Genomic DNA, 18,393 nt, shown 5'->3' with positions numbered 1-18,393 from the left:
GTGCTAGTTGGCATCAGCAGCTTGCAGACTGGCTCAGTGCCTATGCCGATGATGAACATCCGGAAAATGCGCATGGCTATGTCGAAGCGGCGCATGCACATGCGGGTGGCTGTGCGGCTCGGTGCCATCCCACTCAAAGTCATGCTCATGTTGATGGTGCTCATCGTGCGTATGCCGGTGGCTGTGATCGAGGGCCTCATGCTGATGCTCGTGAACATGATTCTCCATCAGGTGAATCCACACCCCCAAGGCCATCAGCGCCGCGGCGAGCAGGAACATCACGGACACCGTCTCACCCAGCATCAGGATCGCGACAGCCGCACCCAGGAACGGCGCCGTGGAAAAGTAAGCCCCGGTGCGCGCACTCCCCAGCCCGCGAAGCGCCAGGACGAACAGCACCAGGCTGACGCCGTAGCCGAGAAACCCAACCAGCATGATCGACCCCAGCGTGCCCAGGGCCGGCAGTTGCGAGCCGATGGCCAAGGCCAGGCCGCCATTGACCACGCCCGCCGTCATGCCTTTGCTGCCGGCGATGAACAACGCATCCGAGGCGGAGACCTTGCGGGTCAGGTTGTTGTCGATCGCCCAGCAAAGGCAGGCGAACGCCACCGCCAGCGGGCCGATCCAGTCATGGGCGGTCGCGGTCTCCTGCGGCCATGACAGCACGATACCGCCCAGGACGATGGCGACCATGCCGATCACGATCCGGCGGTCGGCGTTTTCCTTGAATACCACCCACGCCAGCACTGCCGTGAGGACGGATTCGAGGTTGAGCATCAACGATGCAGTGGCCCCCGCTGTGCGAGTGAGCCCGAACATCAGCGCCACAGGTGCAAGCACGCCACCGAAGAGGATGGCACCCAGCAACCAGGGCCATTCTCCGGCAGGCAGCCCGGGCCGCTGCCAGCCGCGATCGCGCACAAGGCGGACGAGAGTCAGGCCGATGCCGCTGCCCAGGTAGAGCAGCCCGGCCAGCAGGATGGGCGGGGTATCGACACCCAACAGTTTGGCGAGCGGCGTGCTTGCGCCAAACAATGCCGCTGCAACCAACGCGTAGAGAACACTCAGATTCATGATGGGGCCGCCCTGTCAGGCTGATTGCGTGCAGGAGAGCATCATAGCCTTTCTGCACAAGGGCTGGAGCCAAGCTGTGGGGCTAGTGGGAGAGCCATCGCGGGGCAAGCCCGCTCCCACGCTGATCCTATCGTTGATGTAACAGTTGTCTTCTGGGTGGTAGCCGAGCAGAGTCCACTTACCTTGTCAGGAGACGCCCATGCCATCCGCCGTTTTCGCCGCCGCCCAATGCGCCATTGGTGATGGCGACATCCCCGCCAACCTGGCCTTGCACCTGGCGTTCATGCGCCAGGCCCATGAGCATGGCGTGGACCTGTTGCTCTTCCCCGAACTGTCGCTCACGGGCTATGCCCCCGCCGTGGCCAGTGGCCTGGCGCAGGGCCTGGACACGCCGCTGCTGGCCCCCCTGCGCCGGTTCGCCCAGGAAGCGGGCATGACCACCGTGGTCGGGATGCCGCTCAAGGTGCCGGGCCAGGACAAGCCGCGGATTGCGGCCTGCATCCTCCACCCGGATGGCTCGATTGCGGTCTATACCAAGCAGCACCTGCATACTGGCGAGGACGTGTTCTTCAGTGCGGGGAGCGGCGGTGAGTTGTTGTCCGTTTCCGGGCTGTCCGTGGCCTTGTCGGTATGCGCCGATTTCAGCCATCCGGAGCATGCCGCCCAGGCAGCGCAGCGCGGTGCGCAGGTGTACGCGACGGGTGTGCTGATCGGGGAGGGTGGGTATCCGGCGGATAGCGCGTTGCTGCAGGGTTATGCACAGCGGCATGCTATGGCCGTGCTCATGGCCAACCATGGCGGCACCACGGGAGGCTGGGCGGCGGCTGGGCGCAGCGCGTTCTGGGACGAGCAGGGGCGGTGTGTCGTGGCTGCTTCAGGGGACGGAAATCGGTTGTTGGTTGTTTCTGGGCAGTCGGGCAAATGGCAAGGACGCGAGGTATTCGTGTCTCTCGATGTCGCGGGGTCAGCCTGAAATCACTTGGCTAATCGCTCGGCTGCTTTGCGGTAAACCTGATCACGCTCACGTTTATCCACGGCGATCACGAATACCACGACTTCCTGGTCGATGACCTGATAGATCAATCGATATCCACTGCTGCGCAGCTAGATCTTGTAGCAGTCCGGGAAGCCATGCAGACGGTTGGCTTCGACCCTCGGGTTGAGCAGCACGGTTGCCAGCTTCTTCTTGAGCTGTTGGCGAATGGTGTCGCCGAGCTTCTGCCATTCCTTGAGTGCGCGCGCATCGAAATCGAGGTTATAGGTCATCCAGCGTTACCCTTACCCTCTGCGGCGCGGCCAGGCGTTCGCGTACCGTGGCGAGCAGTGCTTCGTCCTCTTCGGTCTGCAACACGGGTTTGAACGGCAGTTGTCCGCGCTCAGCGACGTATTGCAGTGCCTGGCGCATCAGCTCGGAAGGGGTTACACCCAGTTTTTCCAGCTCACGGTAGGCGCGCACCTTGAGTTCGTCGTCGATACGCACATTGATGGACGCCATGCTTGCAGTCTCATTTGTAATGACAGTGGTCTGTACAATGTGGCAAAGCAGTCTGTTGGACAAGGGTGGCAACGAGATTACCGACAGGCATATTACTCGTTGAACTCCGGAGCGACATCGGGCTGCAGGGAGGGCGATTTCGAGGTGGCCGCTTCGAACCACACGGGCCACGAACTGCGATGCCGGCTCTCCACCTGCACACAGTGAATCAACCGCTCGCGCAACACCTCGGTCCTGCCCACGCTCACCGCCAGCCGATACTTGGCACTGTGCACGCACTCCCGGTCGCCAAACTCGCAACGGTCCAGGCTCGTGCCGCCGCATGGCCCGTTCGCCAGGCCTTTGGGGCAGGTCTCGGGGCAGATGTAGAGCGTGTCCTCCAGCCGGCAACTGCCGCAGGTATCGCACCCCACCAGCGGGCGTTTGATACGCCGCTCCAGCTGATGCAGCCACGTCGCCGCCGTGGGGTTGGCCCACAGCGGCCGGGTCACGGCCCAGCCGAAGGCCTTGCTCAAGGCCGTGGTGCGGCTGAACAGCTGATGGTGCATCGCCGAGAGCAAGTGATAGCGGGCCTTTTCCTTGTTCGATGCATTGATCTGCCGTTGCCCGAGGTACCAGGCGTGCCCGGGTGGGTGGAAGGTGACCGGCGCCAGGCCAGGTGCCTGCCAGGCTGCTTGCCAAGCCGGGGCCCAGTCCTGCAGTGAGGTGAACTGCGGCTGCAGCGCGTCGATGGCCTGCTCCAGGGCCTCGAACTGAGCCACCTCGTGGATGCCGGACAGGTGCACGCCGGCATAGCCCATCAGTTTCAGGCCGATCACCTGCAAGGCCAGGCGATGGTTGGCGCGTTCCCTGGCGTAAGCCTTGGACACCGCCGTTTCGGCGGCCAGCAGCGCGCGCATCGACGGCGTGACGGTTACCCCGGCAACGTGATCGAGCATCCCGGCGCGGCCTTCGGTCAGCGCCATGATGCAGGCCATCAGTGGCTTGGGCCGGGGCTGGCGCTGCATCCAGTCGAAGGCTTCCTGGTGTTTGTCGATATCGAAACCGAGCTGCAGGATGAACAGGTCGGCGCCGGCGGCGAGTTTCTTTTCGGCCTTGCAGTACTGCGCGCCGCCTTCGGCCTCCTGGTACTTGAATGGGTTGAGCGCGGCGGCCAGCAGCCAGTGGGGGCGGGCCTGGCGGACGATCTGCAAGGCGGCCACGGATTCCAGGTAGCGTACCGGCCGTTCGCCCGGGTTGTGGCCGGGCAGGCGGTCGCCGGTCAGCAGCAGGAGCTGGTCGAGGCCGGCGGCATCCATGCGTTGCAACTGGGCTAGCAGGTCGCGGCGTTCGCGGTCCTTGCCGGAGAAGTGCAGCAGGGCGGGGACAGGGTTCGAGAGACTGCTGAAGGCCTCCAGCGGCGACATGTCCAGGGCGCTGGCGACGCGGTCGCCGATGGCCACGGTCATGGGCCAGCCGCACAGCCGGGTGCGGGCCATGAGGGTTTCGAGGGTGGCGAAACGCTCGGCGCCGGGCTTGGGGACGAATTCCAGGATGCAGGCGAAGGCGTTGGCGTCCAGGGTCGTTTTCAGCAGGCTCATGGGGTGCGGGCTACCGGGTTGGGGCAGGGTGGCAGTGTGCGGCAGATTGGCGGGTGGGGCATGTCTGATTGCGCGGGGGAATGTGTTGATTGAGACATCCTAGGCGACCCAGCCCCCTGTAGGAGCGGCCTTGTGCCGCGAAAGGGCTGCGCAGCAGCCCCAGGATGTCAGTGTTGATGCAACGATCGCCGGGGCCGCGTTGCGGCCCTTTCGCGGCATAAGGCCGCTCCTACAGGCAGATCACCGATCATGAACAGATCTTGAGTTCATCTCAAATTTAATGAGTTTGTCTCACCTTGTTACAGCGCCCAGAATCCCCTCATTCACATTCAAGGCTCGAGGGACGACAACATGGCACTGGCACACAACCTGGGGTTTCCGCGCATTGGCCGCGACCGCGAGCTGAAGAAAGCCCAGGAAGCCTTCTGGAAGGGCGAGCTGGACGAAGCCGGCCTGCGTGCCGTGGGCCGTGGCCTGCGCGCCGCGCACTGGCAGGTGCAGCAGGCCGCGGGCATCGAGCTGCTGCCGGTGGGCGACTTCGCCTGGTACGACCAGGTGCTCACCCACTCGCTGACCTTCGGCGTGATCCCCGAGCGCTTCCGTGCCAAGGACGGTGCCAAGCCGACCCTGCAGACCCTGTTCGCCATGGCCCGTGGTGCCGTAGGAACAAAGGGCAGCGACAACTGCTGCGGCGGCGCCCACGCCCAGGAAATGACCAAGTGGTTCGACACCAACTACCACTACCTGGTCCCCGAATTCACCGCCGACCAGCAGTTCGCCCTGAGCTGGGAGCAGTTGTTCGAAGAGGTTGAAGAAGCCAAGGCCCTGGGCCACGCCGTCAAGCCCGTGCTGATCGGTCCGCTGACCTACCTGTGGCTGGGCAAGACCAAGGGCGCCGACTTCGACAAGCTGGAGCTGCTCGACCGCCTGCTGCCACTCTATGACCAGATCCTCAACCGCCTGGCCGTGCAGGGTGTGGAGTGGGTGCAGATCGACGAGCCGATCCTCGCCCTCGACCTGCCGCAGGACTGGAAGAACGCCTACGAGCGCGTCTACAACATCCTCCAGCGCGCACCGCTGAAAAAGCTGATCGCCACCTACTTCGGCGGCCTGGAAGACAACCTGGGCCTGGCCGCCAACCTGCCGGTCGATGGCCTGCACATCGACCTGGTGCGCGCCCCGGACCAGTACCCGACCATTCTCGACCGCCTGCCGGCCTACAAGGTGCTGTCGCTGGGCGTGGTCAACGGCCGCAACGTCTGGCGCTGCGACCTGGACAAGGCACTGTACGTGCTGCGCCACGCCCACGAGCGCCTGGGGGATCGCCTGTGGGTGGCGCCGTCGTGTTCGCTGCTGCACAGCCCGGTGGACCTGGCGCGTGAAGACCAGCTCGATGAGGAACTGCAGAGCTGGCTGGCCTTCGCCGTGCAGAAGTGCCAGGAAGTGGCGCTGCTGGCCAAGGCACTCAACCAGCCCGAGGCGGCCGATGTCGTCGCAGCGCTGGCGCAGAGCCGCGCCGTGCAGCACGCCCGCGCCGCCTCGCCGCGCATTCACAAGCCAGCGGTGCAGGCCCGCGTCGCCGCGATCAAACCCAGCGACAGCCAGCGTGCAACCGCCTTTGAGCAGCGTATCGTCAAGCAGCGCGCCGGGCTGAACCTGCCAGCCTACCCGACGACCACTATCGGTTCGTTCCCGCAGACCTCGGCGATCCGCCTGGCACGCCAGTCGTTCAAGCAGGGCAAGCTGACCGAGGCCGATTACGTCGAGGCCATGCACAGCGAGATCCGCCATGCGGTGCAGATCCAGGAGAACCTGGGCCTGGATGTGCTGGTCCACGGCGAGGCCGAGCGTAACGACATGGTCGAGTACTTCGCCGAGCAACTGGACGGTTATGTGTTCACCCGCTTCGGCTGGGTGCAGAGCTATGGCTCGCGTTGCGTGAAACCGGCGGTGATCTTCGGCGACTTGAGCCGCCCGAAGGCCATGACCGTGGACTGGATCAAGTACGCCCAGGGCCTGACCCGCAAGGTGATGAAGGGCATGCTGACGGGCCCTGTGACCATGCTGATGTGGTCCTTCCCGCGCGAGGATGTGAGCCGCGAAGTACAGGCCCGCCAGCTGGCGCTGGCGCTCCGCGACGAGGTGGTCGACCTGGAAGCCGCCGGCATCAGGATCGTGCAGATCGACGAGGCCGCCTTCCGTGAAGGGTTGCCGCTGCGCCGCAGTGCCTGGCCGCGCTACCTGGAGTGGGCCACCGAGGCCTTCCGCCTGTGCGCCTCGGGCGTGCGTGACGAAACGCAGATCCACACCCACATGTGCTACAGCGAGTTCAACGACGTGATCGAGTCGATCGCGGCGATGGATGCCGATGTGATCACCATCGAGACCTCACGTTCGGACATGGAACTGCTGGAGGCCTTCGAGCGCTTCGACTACCCGAACGAGATCGGCCCGGGGGTGTACGACATCCACTCGCCGCGGGTGCCGAGCAAGGAGGAGATGGTCAACCTGCTGCGCAAGGCGGCCCGGCGGATTCCGGCCGAGCGCCTGTGGGTCAACCCGGACTGCGGCCTGAAGACCCGCGCCTGGCCGGAGACCGAGGCGGCGCTGGTGAACATGGTGGCGGCGGCGCGGGCGTTGCGCGCCGCAGTCTGAAAACCGCGCTGGCTCCCGATGCGGCAGCCAATGCGCTTCAGAAGGTGCCGCGCAGGGTCACCGAGACATTGCGCGGATCGCCCCAGTAGTAACCGGTCGGCGTCGGCGCCACCTGGCGGTAGTACTTCTTGTCGAACAGGTTGTTGGCGTTCAACTGCAGCGAATAGTTGTCATTGAAGCGGTAGTTGACCATCGCGTTGTACACCGCATACCCCGACTGCGAGGCTTCGGCGCTGCCGCTGCGGTTGTAGATGTCGCTCTGCGCCTGCACGCCGCCGCCCACGGTCCAGGCCTGCAGCTCGCCCGGCAGGCGGTAGCTGGTGAACAGGCGCAGCAGGCGCTTGGGGTCGGTGGTGCGGATCGGGTTGCCGTTGTTGCCGGTGGTGTCCTTGAGGTATTCGGTGGTGTTGTAGGTGTAGCCACCGGTCACGTTCCAGCCCGGCAGCACTTCGCCGGAAATCTCCAGCTCGAAGCCCTGGCTGCGGTTCTTGCCCGCGGCGACCTTGCAGTAGCCGCTGGTGTAGTTGGGCAGGCACGGGTTCGGCCCGCTGAGATCGTCCAGCGCGTTGCCGACCTGGTAGATGCGGAAGAACGCCAGCGAGGTGTTCAGCCGGCCCTCGTAGAACTCACCCTTGATCCCCGTCTCGTAGGCTTCGCCGGTGACCGGCTCGAGCACGGAGCCGGCGGCATCGGTGTTGGTCTGCGGGTTGAAGATCTCGGTATAGCTGGCGTAGGTGCTGAAGTTCTCGTTGAGGTCGTAGATCAGCGCGGCGTACGGCACGATCTCGTTGTCGACGCTGAACTTGCCGCTGGCCTTGGTGTTGTTCTCCTGCTCGTAGTCGTACCAGTTGGCGCGGGCGCCGATGATCGCGGTCAGCGGGTCGGCCAGGGAGATGCGCCAGGTGGCGTAGGCGCCTTCCTGGGTAGTGCGGGTGCGCACCGGGTGGGCGGTGATGTCGATGTGCGGATTGGCCAGGCTGGTCTTCGGGTCCCAGGTGCGGATGTCGAACACGCCCGACTGCACATTGTTGGTGGCCGAGGCGTAGGAGTCGTTGCGGATGCGCTCGACGCCCAGCATCAGCTCGTGGGTGCGGCCAAGCAGGTCGAACGGGCCGTTGAGGGTGGCGCTGAGGTTGTTCTGCAGACTTTCGCCGCCATCGCCTTCGGTCACCTGGTAGCTCATCAGGTAAGGGTTGCGGGTCGGGTTGGCGGTGCCGGTGGCGCGGCTGAAGTAGGTCTGCTTGAAGCCGTTGTCGTCCAGCTCGAAGTGGGTGCGCTGGGCCATTAGCTTGAGCGTCCAGTCGTTGTCGAAACGGTGCTCGAGCTCGGCGAAGGTCTGCAGGTTGCTGCGGTTCCAGCGGTTCCAGTCGGCGCCCAGGTAGGTGCTGCGACCGAACGGCAGCGGCGAGCCGTCGTAGTCGGCTGGCAGGTTGCCCCAGGCGCCGGTGGCGTCGAGCTGGGTCCATTCCAGGCCGGTGGTCAGGGTGGTGCTGTCGTCGAGGTCGAAGGCCATCACCCCGTACAGCACGTCCTTGCGCTCCTGGCGCGATTGCTGGAAGTGGTCCTTCTCGTCGTGCACCGCGATCACCCGGCCACGCACGTTGCCGGTCTCGGTCAGCGGCCCGGAGAGGTCGGCGACGTAGCGCTGGGCGTCCCAGGTGCCGAGAGTGACGCTGCCTTCGCCCTGGAACTCGTAGGTGGGGCGCTTGCGCACCAGGTTGACGGTGCCCGAGGGGTTGCCGGCGCCGCGCAGCATGCCGGTGGCGCCGCGCAGGACCTCGGCGCGGTCGAGGATCGCTGAGTCGCTCTGGATGAACGAGCCGCCGCCGCTGCTCTGCACCACGGTGGCGCCGTCGTACTGGATGGCGTCGATCTGGTAGCCGCGCGAGTAGTACTGCACCCGCTCGCTGTCGGTGAGGTTGACCACCACGCCGGGGGTCTGTTCGAGCAGGTTGGTGAGGTTGGTGATGTTCTGGTCGTCGATCCGTTGGCGGGTAACCACGGTCACCGACTGCGGGGTGTGGCGGATGCTTTGCGGGGTCTTGCCGATGGTCACCGCCCCGGTGGTGTAGGAGCCGCTATGCTCGGTGGTTTCGCCCAGGCGGTTGCTGGAGATGCTGGTGGCACCCAGCTGCAGGGCGTCGCCGACGTCCAGGGCCGGGAGCAGCAGGAAGCTCTTGTCGCTTTCCTGCTGGACCTGCACGTCGCTGCCTTGCAGCAGGATCTGCAGGGCCTGGGCACTGTCATGCCGGCCTTGCACGCCCTGGGTGGTCTTGCCCCGCAGGCTGGTGGCGTCGAACGACAGGTTCAGCCCGCCCTGGCGCGCCAGCTGGTCCAGCGCGGCGGCCAGCGGGCCGGCCGGGATATTCCAGTCGCGCTGCTGGCTCTGGCTGGCGGGCGCGGCAAGGGCGAGGGTCGGCGGCAGGCCGGCACAGGCCACGCCCAGGCCCAGGGCGGCGGCGCGGATGGCATGGCGCAGGGTGGCGTTGCGGGGGGAACACGGGCGGATCATGAAGCGCTCCTGAAGGTTGGCAGACCACTGTTCGGGCTTGTTTCCTTCAGGCCGGACGAGAATGAGATTCCACCTCATTTATTTTTTCGATGTTTTCAGGCGGCGCCGATGCTCACCCAGAAGCGTGTGCGGTAGTCGACGCGCACCGGCAGGCTACGGGCGACCAGCAGCAGGATCTGGTCGGTGTCGGCCAGCTGGAAGGTGCCGGAAACCTTCAGCCCGGCGACTTCAGGCGCGCAGCGCAGCAGGCCGGGGCGATAGCGCGACAGTTCGTCGATGAACTCGCCCAGGGGCATCTGCTGCACGCTGAGCACGCCGTCGGTCCAGCCCCAGGGGTCGTTGTGCAGGGTGGCGGGCTGGAAGTCGCCCTGGGCGAACACCTGCAGCACCTCGCCGGGCTTGACCCGATGCGCGGCGGCAGAGGCGGGGAACAGCGTCACCTCGCCCCGGCGCACGGCCAGCAGCAGGCCCTGGGCATTTTCCCGCAGCAGCAGTTGGCCGCCCTGGGTGCTCAGGGCGCCGACGCGGGTGTCGATGCTGAACGGGCGGTTGTCGTTGGCGTTGCCGTCCAGGCTGACCTCGCCGCGCAGCAGGGTCAGCCGGCGCTGCTCGGCGCTGTAGCGCAGGTCGATGGCGCTGGCGGTGTTCAGGCGGATCAGGCTGCCGTCACTGCCCAGCAGCTCGCGGCGCTCGCCGGTGGCGGTGCGGCTGTCGGCCATCAGCGCCGGCAGGCCCAGGGGCTCGCGCGCGGCCCAGCCGACGCTGGCGCCGAGCGCCAGCAGCGACAGCAGCTTGAGGTGGTCGCGCCGGCTCATTCGGCGGCGTTCGCTGCCGGCCAGGGTCTGGCGGCTCAACTCGGCGGGCAGGCTGGCCAGTTCGTCACCGAGGCTGCTGACCCGCTGCCAGGCCTGGGCATGCTGCGGGTGGCTGGCCAGCCAGCGCTGGAACTGCTGTTCGCTGCGTGGGCCGGGGCTGTCGTAGCGCAGTTTCACCAGCCATTCGATGGCCTGGTCGACCTGGGCCTGGGTCGGGTTCTGGTCAGGCATCGGCGTAGCGGATCCGGTAGCAGACACCCAGGGCCTTGGCCAGGTCGCGCTCGACCGTGGCCCGGGAGACGTCCAGGCGTTGCGCGACCTGGGTGAGGGTGAGGCCGTCGAGCTGGGCCAGCAGGAACGCCTGGCGCACTCGTGGCTTGAGGCGTTGCAGGGCGCGGTCGAGACGCTCGAGGGTGTCGAGGATCAGCAGGCGCTGTTCCTCGCTGGGGGCTTCCAGCTCGGGCAAGCTGGCCAGGCTCTCGAGGTAGGCTTTTTCCAGGGCACGACGGCGGAACTGGTCGATCATCAGGCCGCGGGCGATGCTGCTCAGGTAGGCCCGTGGCTCCTTGAGCGGCGAGACCTGGCGCGCCTTGAGCAGGCGCACGAAGGTGTCCTGGGCCAGGTCCGCGGCGTGCTCCCGGCAGCCGACCCGGGCACCGAGCCAGCCGCGTAGCCAGCGGTGGTGCGCCTGATAGAGCAGATCGACCTCGGCCGGTTTCAGCGTGTCTTCGATCTGCATCGTCTGGAGAGCCTGCCCGGATAATGTGATTGTTAATAGTTCTCAATTCTATGCGGGGCGTTGCGGGCGGATCAATGGTATGCCAGTAATTCGATGAGCAAGATTGAGCGTTTCACCGATGAACGGTTGCGCTAGGCTGGAGGATCGTGACGTGAGCGAATGCCCTTGATGATCCTTGCAGACCTTTCCCCGCAGGCCTTTGACGATGCCGCCGCCTGGCTGGCCGGGCAGGACCCGGACTGGGCGCGGCATATTGCCGCCGTGGGGCCTTGCCTGCACCGTGCCACGCCCGGGCGCGAGCCGTACGAGGCGCTGGTGCGGGCCATCGCCTACCAGCAGTTGCACGCGCGGACGGCCGAGGCGATCCTCGGGCGATTGCTGGCGCTGTTTCCGGAGGGGGCGTTTCCCGCGCCCGAACAGTTGCTGGCGGTGACGCCGGAGGCGATGCGCGCCTGTGGGTTCTCCGCGAGCAAGATCGCCACGGTTCACGGGATTGCCCAGGCGCGTGTGGCGGGCGTGGTGCCCAGCCGGGACGAGGCGCTGCGCATGTCGGATGCCGCATTGGTCGAACGCCTGGTGGCGTTGCGCGGGGTGGGGCGCTGGACCGTGGAAATGCTGCTGATCTACAGCCTGGAACGATCGGATATCCTGCCGGTGGATGATTTTGGCGTGCGCGAGGGGTATCGGCGCATGAAGGGGCTGGACAAGGCGCCGACGCCTGCGCAGATGCGGGTATTGGGCGGGGCGTGGAGCCCGTATCGCACTGTGGCGGCCTGGTACCTGTGGCGGGCTTGAGGCCTTCCTGCATGGCCCTATCGCGGGGCAAGTCGCATCGGCGCACCGCCGCTCCCACGCCGAACACTTATGGCGTGGGAGCGGCGGTGCGCCGATGCGACTTGCCCCGCGATAGGGCCCGTGAAAACACCGCAAGAATCGGAGTTCCACGCATCATCCACCCTGCCAGGCTGACGGTATCGAATCCCAGGAGAGGCCCCTGATGAAGCCCGCCCCGACCACCTACACCACCGACGCCGAACGCTGGCACGCCGTGCAGGCCCGCGACACCGCCGCCACCGGCCATTTCGTCTACGCCGTGCGCACCACCGGCGTGTATTGCCAGCCCGCCTGCAAGTCGCGTCTGGCCAAGCGCGAGAACGTCGAGTTCTTCGGCAACGCCACCCAGGCCGAGGCCGCCGGCTACCGCCCGTGCAAACGCTGTAAGGGCGGGCAGGGCAGCCGGCGCACTGAGCTGGTGGCCCGCGCCTGTCGCCTGATCGAGGCCAGCGAGACCGCGCCCAACCTCGACCAGCTTGGTAGTGAGCTGAACGTCAGTCCGTTCCACCTGCACCGCCTGTTCAAGGCCGAGACCGGCCTGACCCCCAAGGCCTATGCCTCGGCCTTCCGCGCCCAGCGCCTGCGGCAGCATCTGGACGCCGCCGGCAGCGTCACCGAAGCCATCTTCGACGCCGGCTACAACTCCAACAGCCGCTTCTACGAAAGCGCCGGTGAGCGCCTGGGTATGCGGCCGAGGGAATACCGTGCCGGCGGCCAGGGCGCGACCATCCGCTTCGCCCTGGCCCAGTGCGCCCTTGGCGCGATCCTGGTGGCCCAGAGCGAACGGGGCATCTGCGCGATCCTGCTCGGTGACGAGCCCGAGCCCTTGCTCAAGGACCTGCAGGACAAGTTCCCCAAGGCCCAGCTGATCGGTGGCGATGACGCTTTCGAGCGGCTGGTGGCGGAGGTGATCGGCTTTGTAGAGGCCCCGGCCCTGGGTCTGGCGCTACCCCTGGATGTGCAGGGCACCGCGTTCCAGGAGCGGGTCTGGCAGGCGCTGCGCGAGGTGCCGGCCGGGACCACGGTCAGCTACACCGATATCGCCGAGCGCATCGGCGCGCCCAAGGCCGTGCGGGCAGTGGCCCAGGCCTGCGCGGCCAACGCGATCGCCGTGGCCATTCCCTGCCACCGGGTGGTGCGCCGCGACGGCGACCTCAGCGGCTACCGTTGGGGCATCGAACGCAAGCGCCAGTTGCTGGACCGAGAGACGGCACTCTCCTGAGCCTCCAGACCGCGTAGAATTCACGCCCTGTCGAGTTGTGTAGAGGAACATTCGATGAGGCGTGTCAGCCTTGACCGATTCTATGCGGGGATTTTCGCCCTGCTGTTGTGCCTGGCCGTGCCGGCCTGGGCCGCGCCAGCCACGCCGGTATCGCGCCTGGCCGTGGCCGAGCAGCAAGTGCTGGACGAGAACGCCAGCCTGGAGGAGTTGAGCGAACGGCTCGACCAGATCCGCCAGGGCGTCACCAGCAACGCCAACGACGACCTGCTCGCGCAGTTGCGCCAGTCGGCCTTGCAGGTGCAGCGCCAGGCCGATGTGCTGGTCACCCAGCGCACCGCCGACGTGCAGCGCCTGGACGACCAGCTCAACGTGCTCGGCCCGCCGCTGGAGGAGGAGGCCGAGAGCCTGACCCGCCAGCGCAAGCAGCTCAACGACGAAAAGAACAAGCTGGTCGCCGAGCAGAAGGACGCCACCACGCTGACCCAGTCGGCCCGTGACCTGTCGACACAGATCGTCAACCTGCGCCGTAGCCTGTTCAACTCGCAGATCACCAGCCGCGCCGCCAGCCCGCTGAGCCCGGCATTCTGGTCGAGCCTGATCCGCCCCACCGACGACGACGTGGCGCGCCTGCGCGACCTGCGTGGCGAGGTGTCGGACGCCATGGCCAGCGCCTTTAGCGCCGAGCACCGATGGCTGTTCATCACCGCGCTGGTGGCGGCGGTGCTGGTCTGGACCCTGGTGCGCCGGGTGCTGGAGCGCCTGCTGGCCGATGCCATGATCCGCTGGCTGCCCGAAGGTCGCCTGCGCCGCAGCGCCCTGGCGCTGAGCGTCAGCCTGGCGACCCTGGGCACCATCTCCGGCTCCGTGTCGCTGCTGCGCTGGGGCCTGGAGAGCAGCGCCGACCTTGGCACGGACCTCGCCAGCCTGACCAACCATATCCTCGCCCTGGTGATCTTCAGTGCCTTCATTTCGGGCCTGGGCCGCGCCATGCTGATGCTGCAGCGCCCGTCCTGGCGCCTGCCGCCGATCGCCGACGAAGTGGCCAGCGCCCTGGGCTGGTTCCCCAAGGTCCTGGCCCTGGCGCTGATGGTGCTGCTGACCCAGGAGCGCATCAACAGCGTGATCGGCACCAGCCTGGCGCTGACCCTGGCCACCAACGGCCTGACCGCGCTGGTGGTGTCGTTGCTGTTCGTCGTGGCCCTGCTGCGCTATCGCCGTGCCCACCGCCAGCATGACCTGGAGCGGCCCAAGGGCCTGGCCGGGCTGATCCCGTTCGTGATCGTGGTGTGGGTGCTGGCGATCCTGCTGACCCTGCTTGCCGGCTACCTGACGCTGGCCTACTTCCTTACCGCCAAGCTGCTGTGGATCAGCGTGGTGGTGGTCTGTGCCTACCTGCTGGTCACGGTGTTCGGCGACCTGTGCGAGACCTTGCTGTCGCCTCGCCAGCCCGGTGGCCTGGCGCTGGCCTCGGCGCTTGGCTTGCAGCAACGCCACCAGGCCCAGGCCAGCACCGTGCTGGCGGGCATCGGCCGCACGCTGCTGCTGTTCGCCGCCGCGTTGCTGGTGTTCATGCCTTCGGGCACCAGCCCGGGCGAGCTGCTGCTGAGCCTGGCGGACTGGGACGGCACCGGCGGCAAGGTGCTGGGCAACCTGAACATCGTGCCCCAGGACATCTTCCTGGCCGTGGCGATCTTCCTCGGAGGCTGGTTCGCCATCCGCGTGGTCAAGCGCTGGCTGAGCGAGCGCCTGCTGCCGGAAACCGACATGGACGCCGGCATGCGCGCCTCGCTGGTGACCCTGGTCGGCTACCTGGGCTTCCTGTTCCTGGCCATGCTGGTGATGTCCACCCTGCACATCAACCTGACCAGCCTGACCTGGGTGGTCAGTGCGCTGTCGGTGGGTATCGGTTTCGGCCTGCAGCAGATCGTGCAGAACTTCATCTCCGGCCTGATCCTGCTCACCGAGCGCCCGGTGAAGGTGGGCGACTGGGTGAGCCTGGCCGGTGTCGAGGGTGACATTCGCCGGATCAACGTGCGCGCCACCGAGATCCAGATGTCCGACCGCTCGACGGTGATCGTGCCCAACTCGCAGTTCATCTCGCAGAACGTGCGCAACGTGACCATGGCCAATGCCCTGGGGGTGGTCAGCGTTACCCTGACACTGCCGCTGGAAACCGATGCCAACCATGTGCGCGAGCTGCTGCTGGCGGCGTACAAGGAGCATGAGTCGATCCTTGATGCGCCGGCCACGTCGGTGACTTTCAAGGACCTGACCAGCAGCGGCATGGTGATCGGTGTGAGCGGTTACGTGGCGTCGCCCCGGCAGGTGTCGGGCACGCGCAGCGACCTGCTGTTCACCATCCTCGGGCGTTTGCGAGACGAAGGCATTGCACTGTCGTCGCCGCAGAGCATGGTGTTGGTGCAGGAAAATGGGCGACCGGCCGACGAGCCGGCGTGAGGCCATCTCGGCTCTTGTAGGAGCGGCCTTGTGCCGCGAAAGGGCCGCAAAGCGGCCCCGACGATCTTTGCTCAACACTGAAATCTGGGGCCGCTACGCGGCCCTTTCGCGGCGCAAGGCCGCTCCTACAGGGATCGTGCAAGAATTGATGACGCGGGTTGGCCTCGCGATGTTTTCAATGCTGCTTGGCTCGTCGAATCCGCAGCAGGATGACCAGCAGCACCAACCCCGCCACCGGTGCCATCCCCAGCATCGCCTCCCGCGCCGTCAATCCCGCCCCCAGCACATTCAACCCGCCATACAGCAGCTTGAACAGGTTCAGCAGGTAGTAGGTGATGGCAATGATCGACAAGCCTTCCACCGCCCGCTGGATCTTCACCTGGGCGTCGGCCCGGGCATTGAGGCTGCGCAGGATCTCGGCGTTCTGCTCCTCCATCTCCACCTGCACCCGCGCCTGCAGCAGGTCGCCCAGGTTGGCGACGTTCTTCGCCAGCTGTTCCAGTCGTTGCTCGGTGGCCACGCAGTAGCGCAGGGTCGGCTTGAATCGCCGCTCGATGAACACCCCCAGGCGCTGGCAGTCGGCGACATGGCTCTCACGCAGCTCGCCCAGGCGTTCGAACACCAGTTGCGCATAGGCCTGGCTGGCGCCGAAGCGGTGTCGGGTCTGCACCGTGCGGTCGACCACCTGGCGCGACAGGTGGGCGATGGCTTCGAGCAGGGCCTTGGAGTCGTGTGCCGCGCTGCTGGCGCCGCGCTCGGAAAGGCTCACCAGGGTGGCGTCGAAGTCGTCCAGCTCCTGGCTCAGGGCCTTGGCCGTGTCCAGGGTCAGCGAGGCCATCATGCGGTAGGTCTCGATCTCCAGCAGGCGGCGGATCATGCGGCCCTGGCGGTAGGCGTTGAGCCGGCGGTTGATGAACAGGAAGCGGTTGGTGCCGTCCTCGGTCAGGCGGAAATCGCTCCACACCACCGCATCGCCGCCGCCGACGCTGGACCCGCAGGGGTCCTTGAAGCCATAGCGGCCGAGGTCGAGGTCCTGTTCGTCGCGAACCAGTACCTGCACGGCGTTGATCACCTGCGCCGCCTGCGGGGCGATGGCCTCGGCGAGCACGGCGGGCAGGGGTTGCCAGTCGCTGTCGTGGGTCGTGCAGGGCACCACCAGGGTCAGGGTGAAGAATTCGGTGTGGCGTTCCCACTTGAACGGGTGGCCGTACAGCCGGGTGATGCCCTGGGCCGCATGGGTATCGGGGGCCTCGGGGCAGCAGCGTTGCAACAGGGTCTGACAGGCGCTGGCGTCGCCGAGCACGGCAAGGTGGAAGACATGCGCCGGGTCGTCGAAGTACAGCGACGGGCGGGCGTGCAGTTCGTTGTGCAGGGCGGTGCGAAGAGGATGCATGGGTGGGCTGGCCTGGTGTTGTGATTGTGGGGCTACCAGGAGGTGTGACTTCGCAGGGCAGGGCAAAAGTCACGGGGTGCCGGGGCCGTGTGTTCGGGATTTACACCTGCCTGTGTAGGAGCGGCCTTGTGCCACGAAAGGGCTGCGAAGCGGCCCCGGCGATCTGTCTCGTGGCGCAGACCCTGGGGCCGCTACGCGCCCCTTTCGCGGCACGAGGCCGCTCCTACAGGGATCGCGCAGGGCAGGTCTCCTGGCGTCAGCCGCAAGAGCAGCGGTTCAGCGCATGTTCCGCCAACGCCCGCCCCATCTGCATGTTGTGCGCGGCGTTCACCAGCATTCCCAGTCCGGGTTCGCCGGCCAGGGCGCAGCAGTACTCGTCGATGGTGTCTTCGATACCACGCATCAGCTGGATGGCGTGAAGCAGCGCCTCGGTGGTGGGCATATCGTCGTTGATGGTGAAGAAGGGGCGGTTGAGCGATTTGGCAGGGGGTGGATTGGGAACGATCTTTTTCATGGGAAGCACTCATTTCGATTGGAAAGGTGCCGCCTCCAGATCCCTCTCACAGGATGAGGGTGGCAGCCGTACGCGGGGTGAGAGACCGGTCGAAATGAGCAAATGCCGGCCAGGCCTGGGCCTGCCCGCGCACAGCCGCCATGGCAGTGCTGCGTACTTCATTTCGACGGTGGCAGGCTCTCACCCCTGGTCGCCGGTAAGACGACCTAGGGAAGTTAGTCCTGCTGATGGTCCTCGACAATTCAGACGCGTCGGCAGCGTGCGTAGGGTAATTCCCAAGCTGTTCTGCTTTGAAGCACTTTGTTTCAGGTTCGGAAATCTCTGACAGGCAAGGCTGATTTGCACAGGCAGGGTTTTTATCGCTCTGAGATTGGCCAGAATGATTGGCCTGGCGATGTGGTTCTGGTCATTGCTTCCAAGGAGGTGATTTTGAAAGACACGAATCTTGCGTATGACGAAAGGCCGAACAATCCTGTCTCGGAGGTGGATGAATTGGAGTCTCAGCCATTCGTGGTCGGTGATGAGGCATTTGAAGCGTTCATCGACAACCTCGAATATTACCCGCTCAAGGAAAACCAATGCCTTCAAAACCTTATGAGTAGGCCGAAGCGTTGGATTTGAGTGTGGCAGGTGATGCAAATGATCAGATCGCAAGTGCGCCATTCCCCGCTGGATCAATGAGGCTGGGCAGAAGTAGCGCGGGTTGTCGTGGGAGCGGGCTTGACCCTCGATGGGAATGGAGGGCTGGGCTTTCGAGGATACTGAAGACTGTCGCGTGCCGGCGCCCAGGTGTACGACGTTTGTTTTGAGGCGCTTATGAGATCGAGCGCCGCCCGCGCGGCGCATCGCGACGCAAGGCCGCTCCTACATCTGTTTCGGGCCAATCAATCCTGTGCCATTACCGGGTCCGCCTTGTTGGTACGACGCGGTTTCAGTGTAGGCACCACTGGCGCCTCACCTGTCTCAAGGCATGCACCAAGGCGGGCAACCATGGCCTGACAGGTTCGGCACGTTGCAACAAATGTAGGAGCGGCCTTGCGTCGCGATGCGCCGCGCGGGCGGCGCTCGATCTCGCAGGCGCTGCAAGGCTGCCGTCGAACACC

At 66.0% G+C, this 18,393-nt stretch carries 14 protein-coding genes and 1 pseudogene; 6 read left to right on the top strand and 9 right to left on the bottom strand.

Translation table 11 applies throughout. From position 1 onward, the window contains the following. Window positions 1-33: 33 nt before the first annotated feature. Complete coding sequence (locus tag LU671_RS01710) at window positions 34-1,074, bottom strand: DMT family transporter (protein WP_232854759.1); 1,041 nt, start codon at window positions 1,072-1,074, stop codon at window positions 34-36. A gap of 199 nt (window positions 1,075-1,273) precedes the next feature. Here LU671_RS01710 and LU671_RS01705 point away from each other — a divergent pair, with 199 nt between their 5' ends. Next, on the top strand, window positions 1,274-2,047 hold the full coding sequence (locus LU671_RS01705) for a carbon-nitrogen hydrolase family protein (protein WP_232854758.1): 774 nt from the start codon (window positions 1,274-1,276) through the stop codon (window positions 2,045-2,047). A 2-nt stretch (window positions 2,048-2,049) separates the two neighbouring features. Here LU671_RS01705 and LU671_RS01700 read toward each other — a convergent pair. The 3 genes and pseudogenes from LU671_RS01700 to LU671_RS01690 form a co-directional block, all read right to left on the bottom strand. Next, window positions 2,050-2,340: pseudogene (locus LU671_RS01700) on the bottom strand (type II toxin-antitoxin system RelE family toxin). Further along, a complete protein-coding gene (locus LU671_RS01695) occupies window positions 2,330-2,569 on the bottom strand; it encodes a type II toxin-antitoxin system RelB/DinJ family antitoxin (RefSeq protein ID WP_232854757.1) in 240 nt (79 codons plus the stop codon). The pseudogene LU671_RS01700 and the gene LU671_RS01695 overlap by 11 nt, the downstream one beginning before the upstream one ends. Window positions 2,570-2,661: 92 nt before the next feature. Continuing rightward, window positions 2,662-4,149, bottom strand: a complete 1,488-nt coding sequence (locus LU671_RS01690) for a methylenetetrahydrofolate reductase C-terminal domain-containing protein (protein ID WP_232854756.1) — start codon at window positions 4,147-4,149, stop codon at window positions 2,662-2,664. 351 nt (window positions 4,150-4,500) lie between these two features. On the opposite strand from LU671_RS01690, the gene metE reads away from it, so the two are divergent. Then, entirely contained in the window at window positions 4,501-6,804 is a 2,304-nt protein-coding gene (gene metE, locus LU671_RS01685; protein ID WP_232854755.1) for a 5-methyltetrahydropteroyltriglutamate--homocysteine S-methyltransferase, read from the top strand. 37 nt (window positions 6,805-6,841) lie between these two features. Here the strand turns inward: metE and LU671_RS01680 are convergent, their stop codons facing one another. From LU671_RS01680 to LU671_RS01670, 3 genes are all read right to left on the bottom strand, one after another. Continuing rightward, complete coding sequence (locus tag LU671_RS01680) at window positions 6,842-9,316, bottom strand: TonB-dependent siderophore receptor (protein ID WP_232854754.1); 2,475 nt, start codon at window positions 9,314-9,316, stop codon at window positions 6,842-6,844. A 95-nt stretch (window positions 9,317-9,411) separates the two neighbouring features. Then, entirely contained in the window at window positions 9,412-10,362 is a 951-nt protein-coding gene (locus LU671_RS01675; RefSeq protein WP_232854753.1) for a FecR domain-containing protein, read from the bottom strand. Then, entirely contained in the window at window positions 10,355-10,870 is a 516-nt protein-coding gene (locus tag LU671_RS01670; RefSeq protein ID WP_186735844.1) for a sigma-70 family RNA polymerase sigma factor, read from the bottom strand. Before LU671_RS01670 ends, LU671_RS01675 begins: the two co-directional genes overlap by 8 nt. A gap of 168 nt (window positions 10,871-11,038) precedes the next feature. Between LU671_RS01670 and LU671_RS01665 the strand changes: the two genes are divergently transcribed. From LU671_RS01665 to LU671_RS01655, 3 genes are all read left to right on the top strand, one after another. Further along, window positions 11,039-11,665, top strand: coding sequence for a DNA-3-methyladenine glycosylase family protein (locus LU671_RS01665; protein ID WP_232854752.1), 627 nt, complete (start codon window positions 11,039-11,041; stop codon window positions 11,663-11,665). Between the two features lie 202 nt (window positions 11,666-11,867). Further along, window positions 11,868-12,926 carry a bifunctional DNA-binding transcriptional regulator/O6-methylguanine-DNA methyltransferase Ada gene (gene ada / locus LU671_RS01660; protein WP_232854751.1) on the top strand — a complete coding sequence of 353 codons (1,059 nt, stop codon included), beginning with the start codon at window positions 11,868-11,870 and terminating at the stop codon, window positions 12,924-12,926. Window positions 12,927-12,980: 54 nt separating this feature from the next. After that, window positions 12,981-15,383 (top strand): DUF3772 domain-containing protein, encoded by a 2,403-nt coding sequence (locus LU671_RS01655; protein ID WP_203648009.1) that lies wholly within the window; start codon window positions 12,981-12,983, stop codon window positions 15,381-15,383. Between the two features lie 175 nt (window positions 15,384-15,558). On the opposite strand, the gene LU671_RS01650 is transcribed toward LU671_RS01655, so the two are convergent. Together LU671_RS01650 and LU671_RS01645 are read right to left on the bottom strand one after the other, a co-directional pair. After that, the gene (locus LU671_RS01650) at window positions 15,559-16,776 is read right to left on the bottom strand and encodes a DUF3422 domain-containing protein (RefSeq protein WP_232854750.1); all 1,218 of its coding nucleotides are present in this window, start codon (window positions 16,774-16,776) and stop codon (window positions 15,559-15,561) included. A gap of 256 nt (window positions 16,777-17,032) precedes the next feature. Next, window positions 17,033-17,290, bottom strand: coding sequence for a hypothetical protein (locus tag LU671_RS01645; RefSeq protein WP_232854749.1), 258 nt, complete (start codon window positions 17,288-17,290; stop codon window positions 17,033-17,035). Between the two features lie 429 nt (window positions 17,291-17,719). Here LU671_RS01645 and LU671_RS01640 point away from each other — a divergent pair, with 429 nt between their 5' ends. Then, complete coding sequence (locus LU671_RS01640) at window positions 17,720-17,911, top strand: hypothetical protein (RefSeq protein ID WP_181427794.1); 192 nt, start codon at window positions 17,720-17,722, stop codon at window positions 17,909-17,911. The last annotated feature ends 482 nt before the right edge of the window (window positions 17,912-18,393 follow it).

Source organism: Pseudomonas sp. NMI760_13 (assembly GCF_021283245.1).
Classification (GTDB): domain Bacteria; phylum Pseudomonadota; class Gammaproteobacteria; order Pseudomonadales; family Pseudomonadaceae; genus Aquipseudomonas; species Aquipseudomonas peradeniyensis.
The sequence above is the reverse complement of the archived record's forward strand: the minus strand, read 5'-3'. Positions and strand labels throughout refer to the sequence as shown.

Excerpts from the sequence above, each read along its gene's own strand:
- LU671_RS01710 (WP_232854759.1), bottom strand. The coding sequence starts at position 1,074 with ATGAATCTGAGTGTTCTCTACGCGTTGGTTGCAGCGGCATTGTTTGGC.
- LU671_RS01705 (WP_232854758.1), top strand. The coding sequence starts at position 1,274 with ATGCCATCCGCCGTTTTCGCCGCCGCCCAATGCGCCATTGGTGATGGC.
- LU671_RS01695 (WP_232854757.1), bottom strand. The coding sequence starts at position 2,569 with ATGGCGTCCATCAATGTGCGTATCGACGACGAACTCAAGGTGCGCGCC.
- LU671_RS01690 (WP_232854756.1), bottom strand. The coding sequence starts at position 4,149 with ATGAGCCTGCTGAAAACGACCCTGGACGCCAACGCCTTCGCCTGCATC.
- metE (WP_232854755.1), top strand. The coding sequence starts at position 4,501 with ATGGCACTGGCACACAACCTGGGGTTTCCGCGCATTGGCCGCGACCGC.
- LU671_RS01680 (WP_232854754.1), bottom strand. The coding sequence starts at position 9,316 with ATGATCCGCCCGTGTTCCCCCCGCAACGCCACCCTGCGCCATGCCATC.
- LU671_RS01675 (WP_232854753.1), bottom strand. The coding sequence starts at position 10,362 with ATGCCTGACCAGAACCCGACCCAGGCCCAGGTCGACCAGGCCATCGAA.
- LU671_RS01670 (WP_186735844.1), bottom strand. The coding sequence starts at position 10,870 with ATGCAGATCGAAGACACGCTGAAACCGGCCGAGGTCGATCTGCTCTAT.
- LU671_RS01665 (WP_232854752.1), top strand. The coding sequence starts at position 11,039 with ATGATCCTTGCAGACCTTTCCCCGCAGGCCTTTGACGATGCCGCCGCC.
- ada (WP_232854751.1), top strand. The coding sequence starts at position 11,868 with ATGAAGCCCGCCCCGACCACCTACACCACCGACGCCGAACGCTGGCAC.
- LU671_RS01655 (WP_203648009.1), top strand. The coding sequence starts at position 12,981 with ATGAGGCGTGTCAGCCTTGACCGATTCTATGCGGGGATTTTCGCCCTG.
- LU671_RS01650 (WP_232854750.1), bottom strand. The coding sequence starts at position 16,776 with ATGCATCCTCTTCGCACCGCCCTGCACAACGAACTGCACGCCCGCCCG.
- LU671_RS01645 (WP_232854749.1), bottom strand. The coding sequence starts at position 17,290 with ATGAAAAAGATCGTTCCCAATCCACCCCCTGCCAAATCGCTCAACCGC.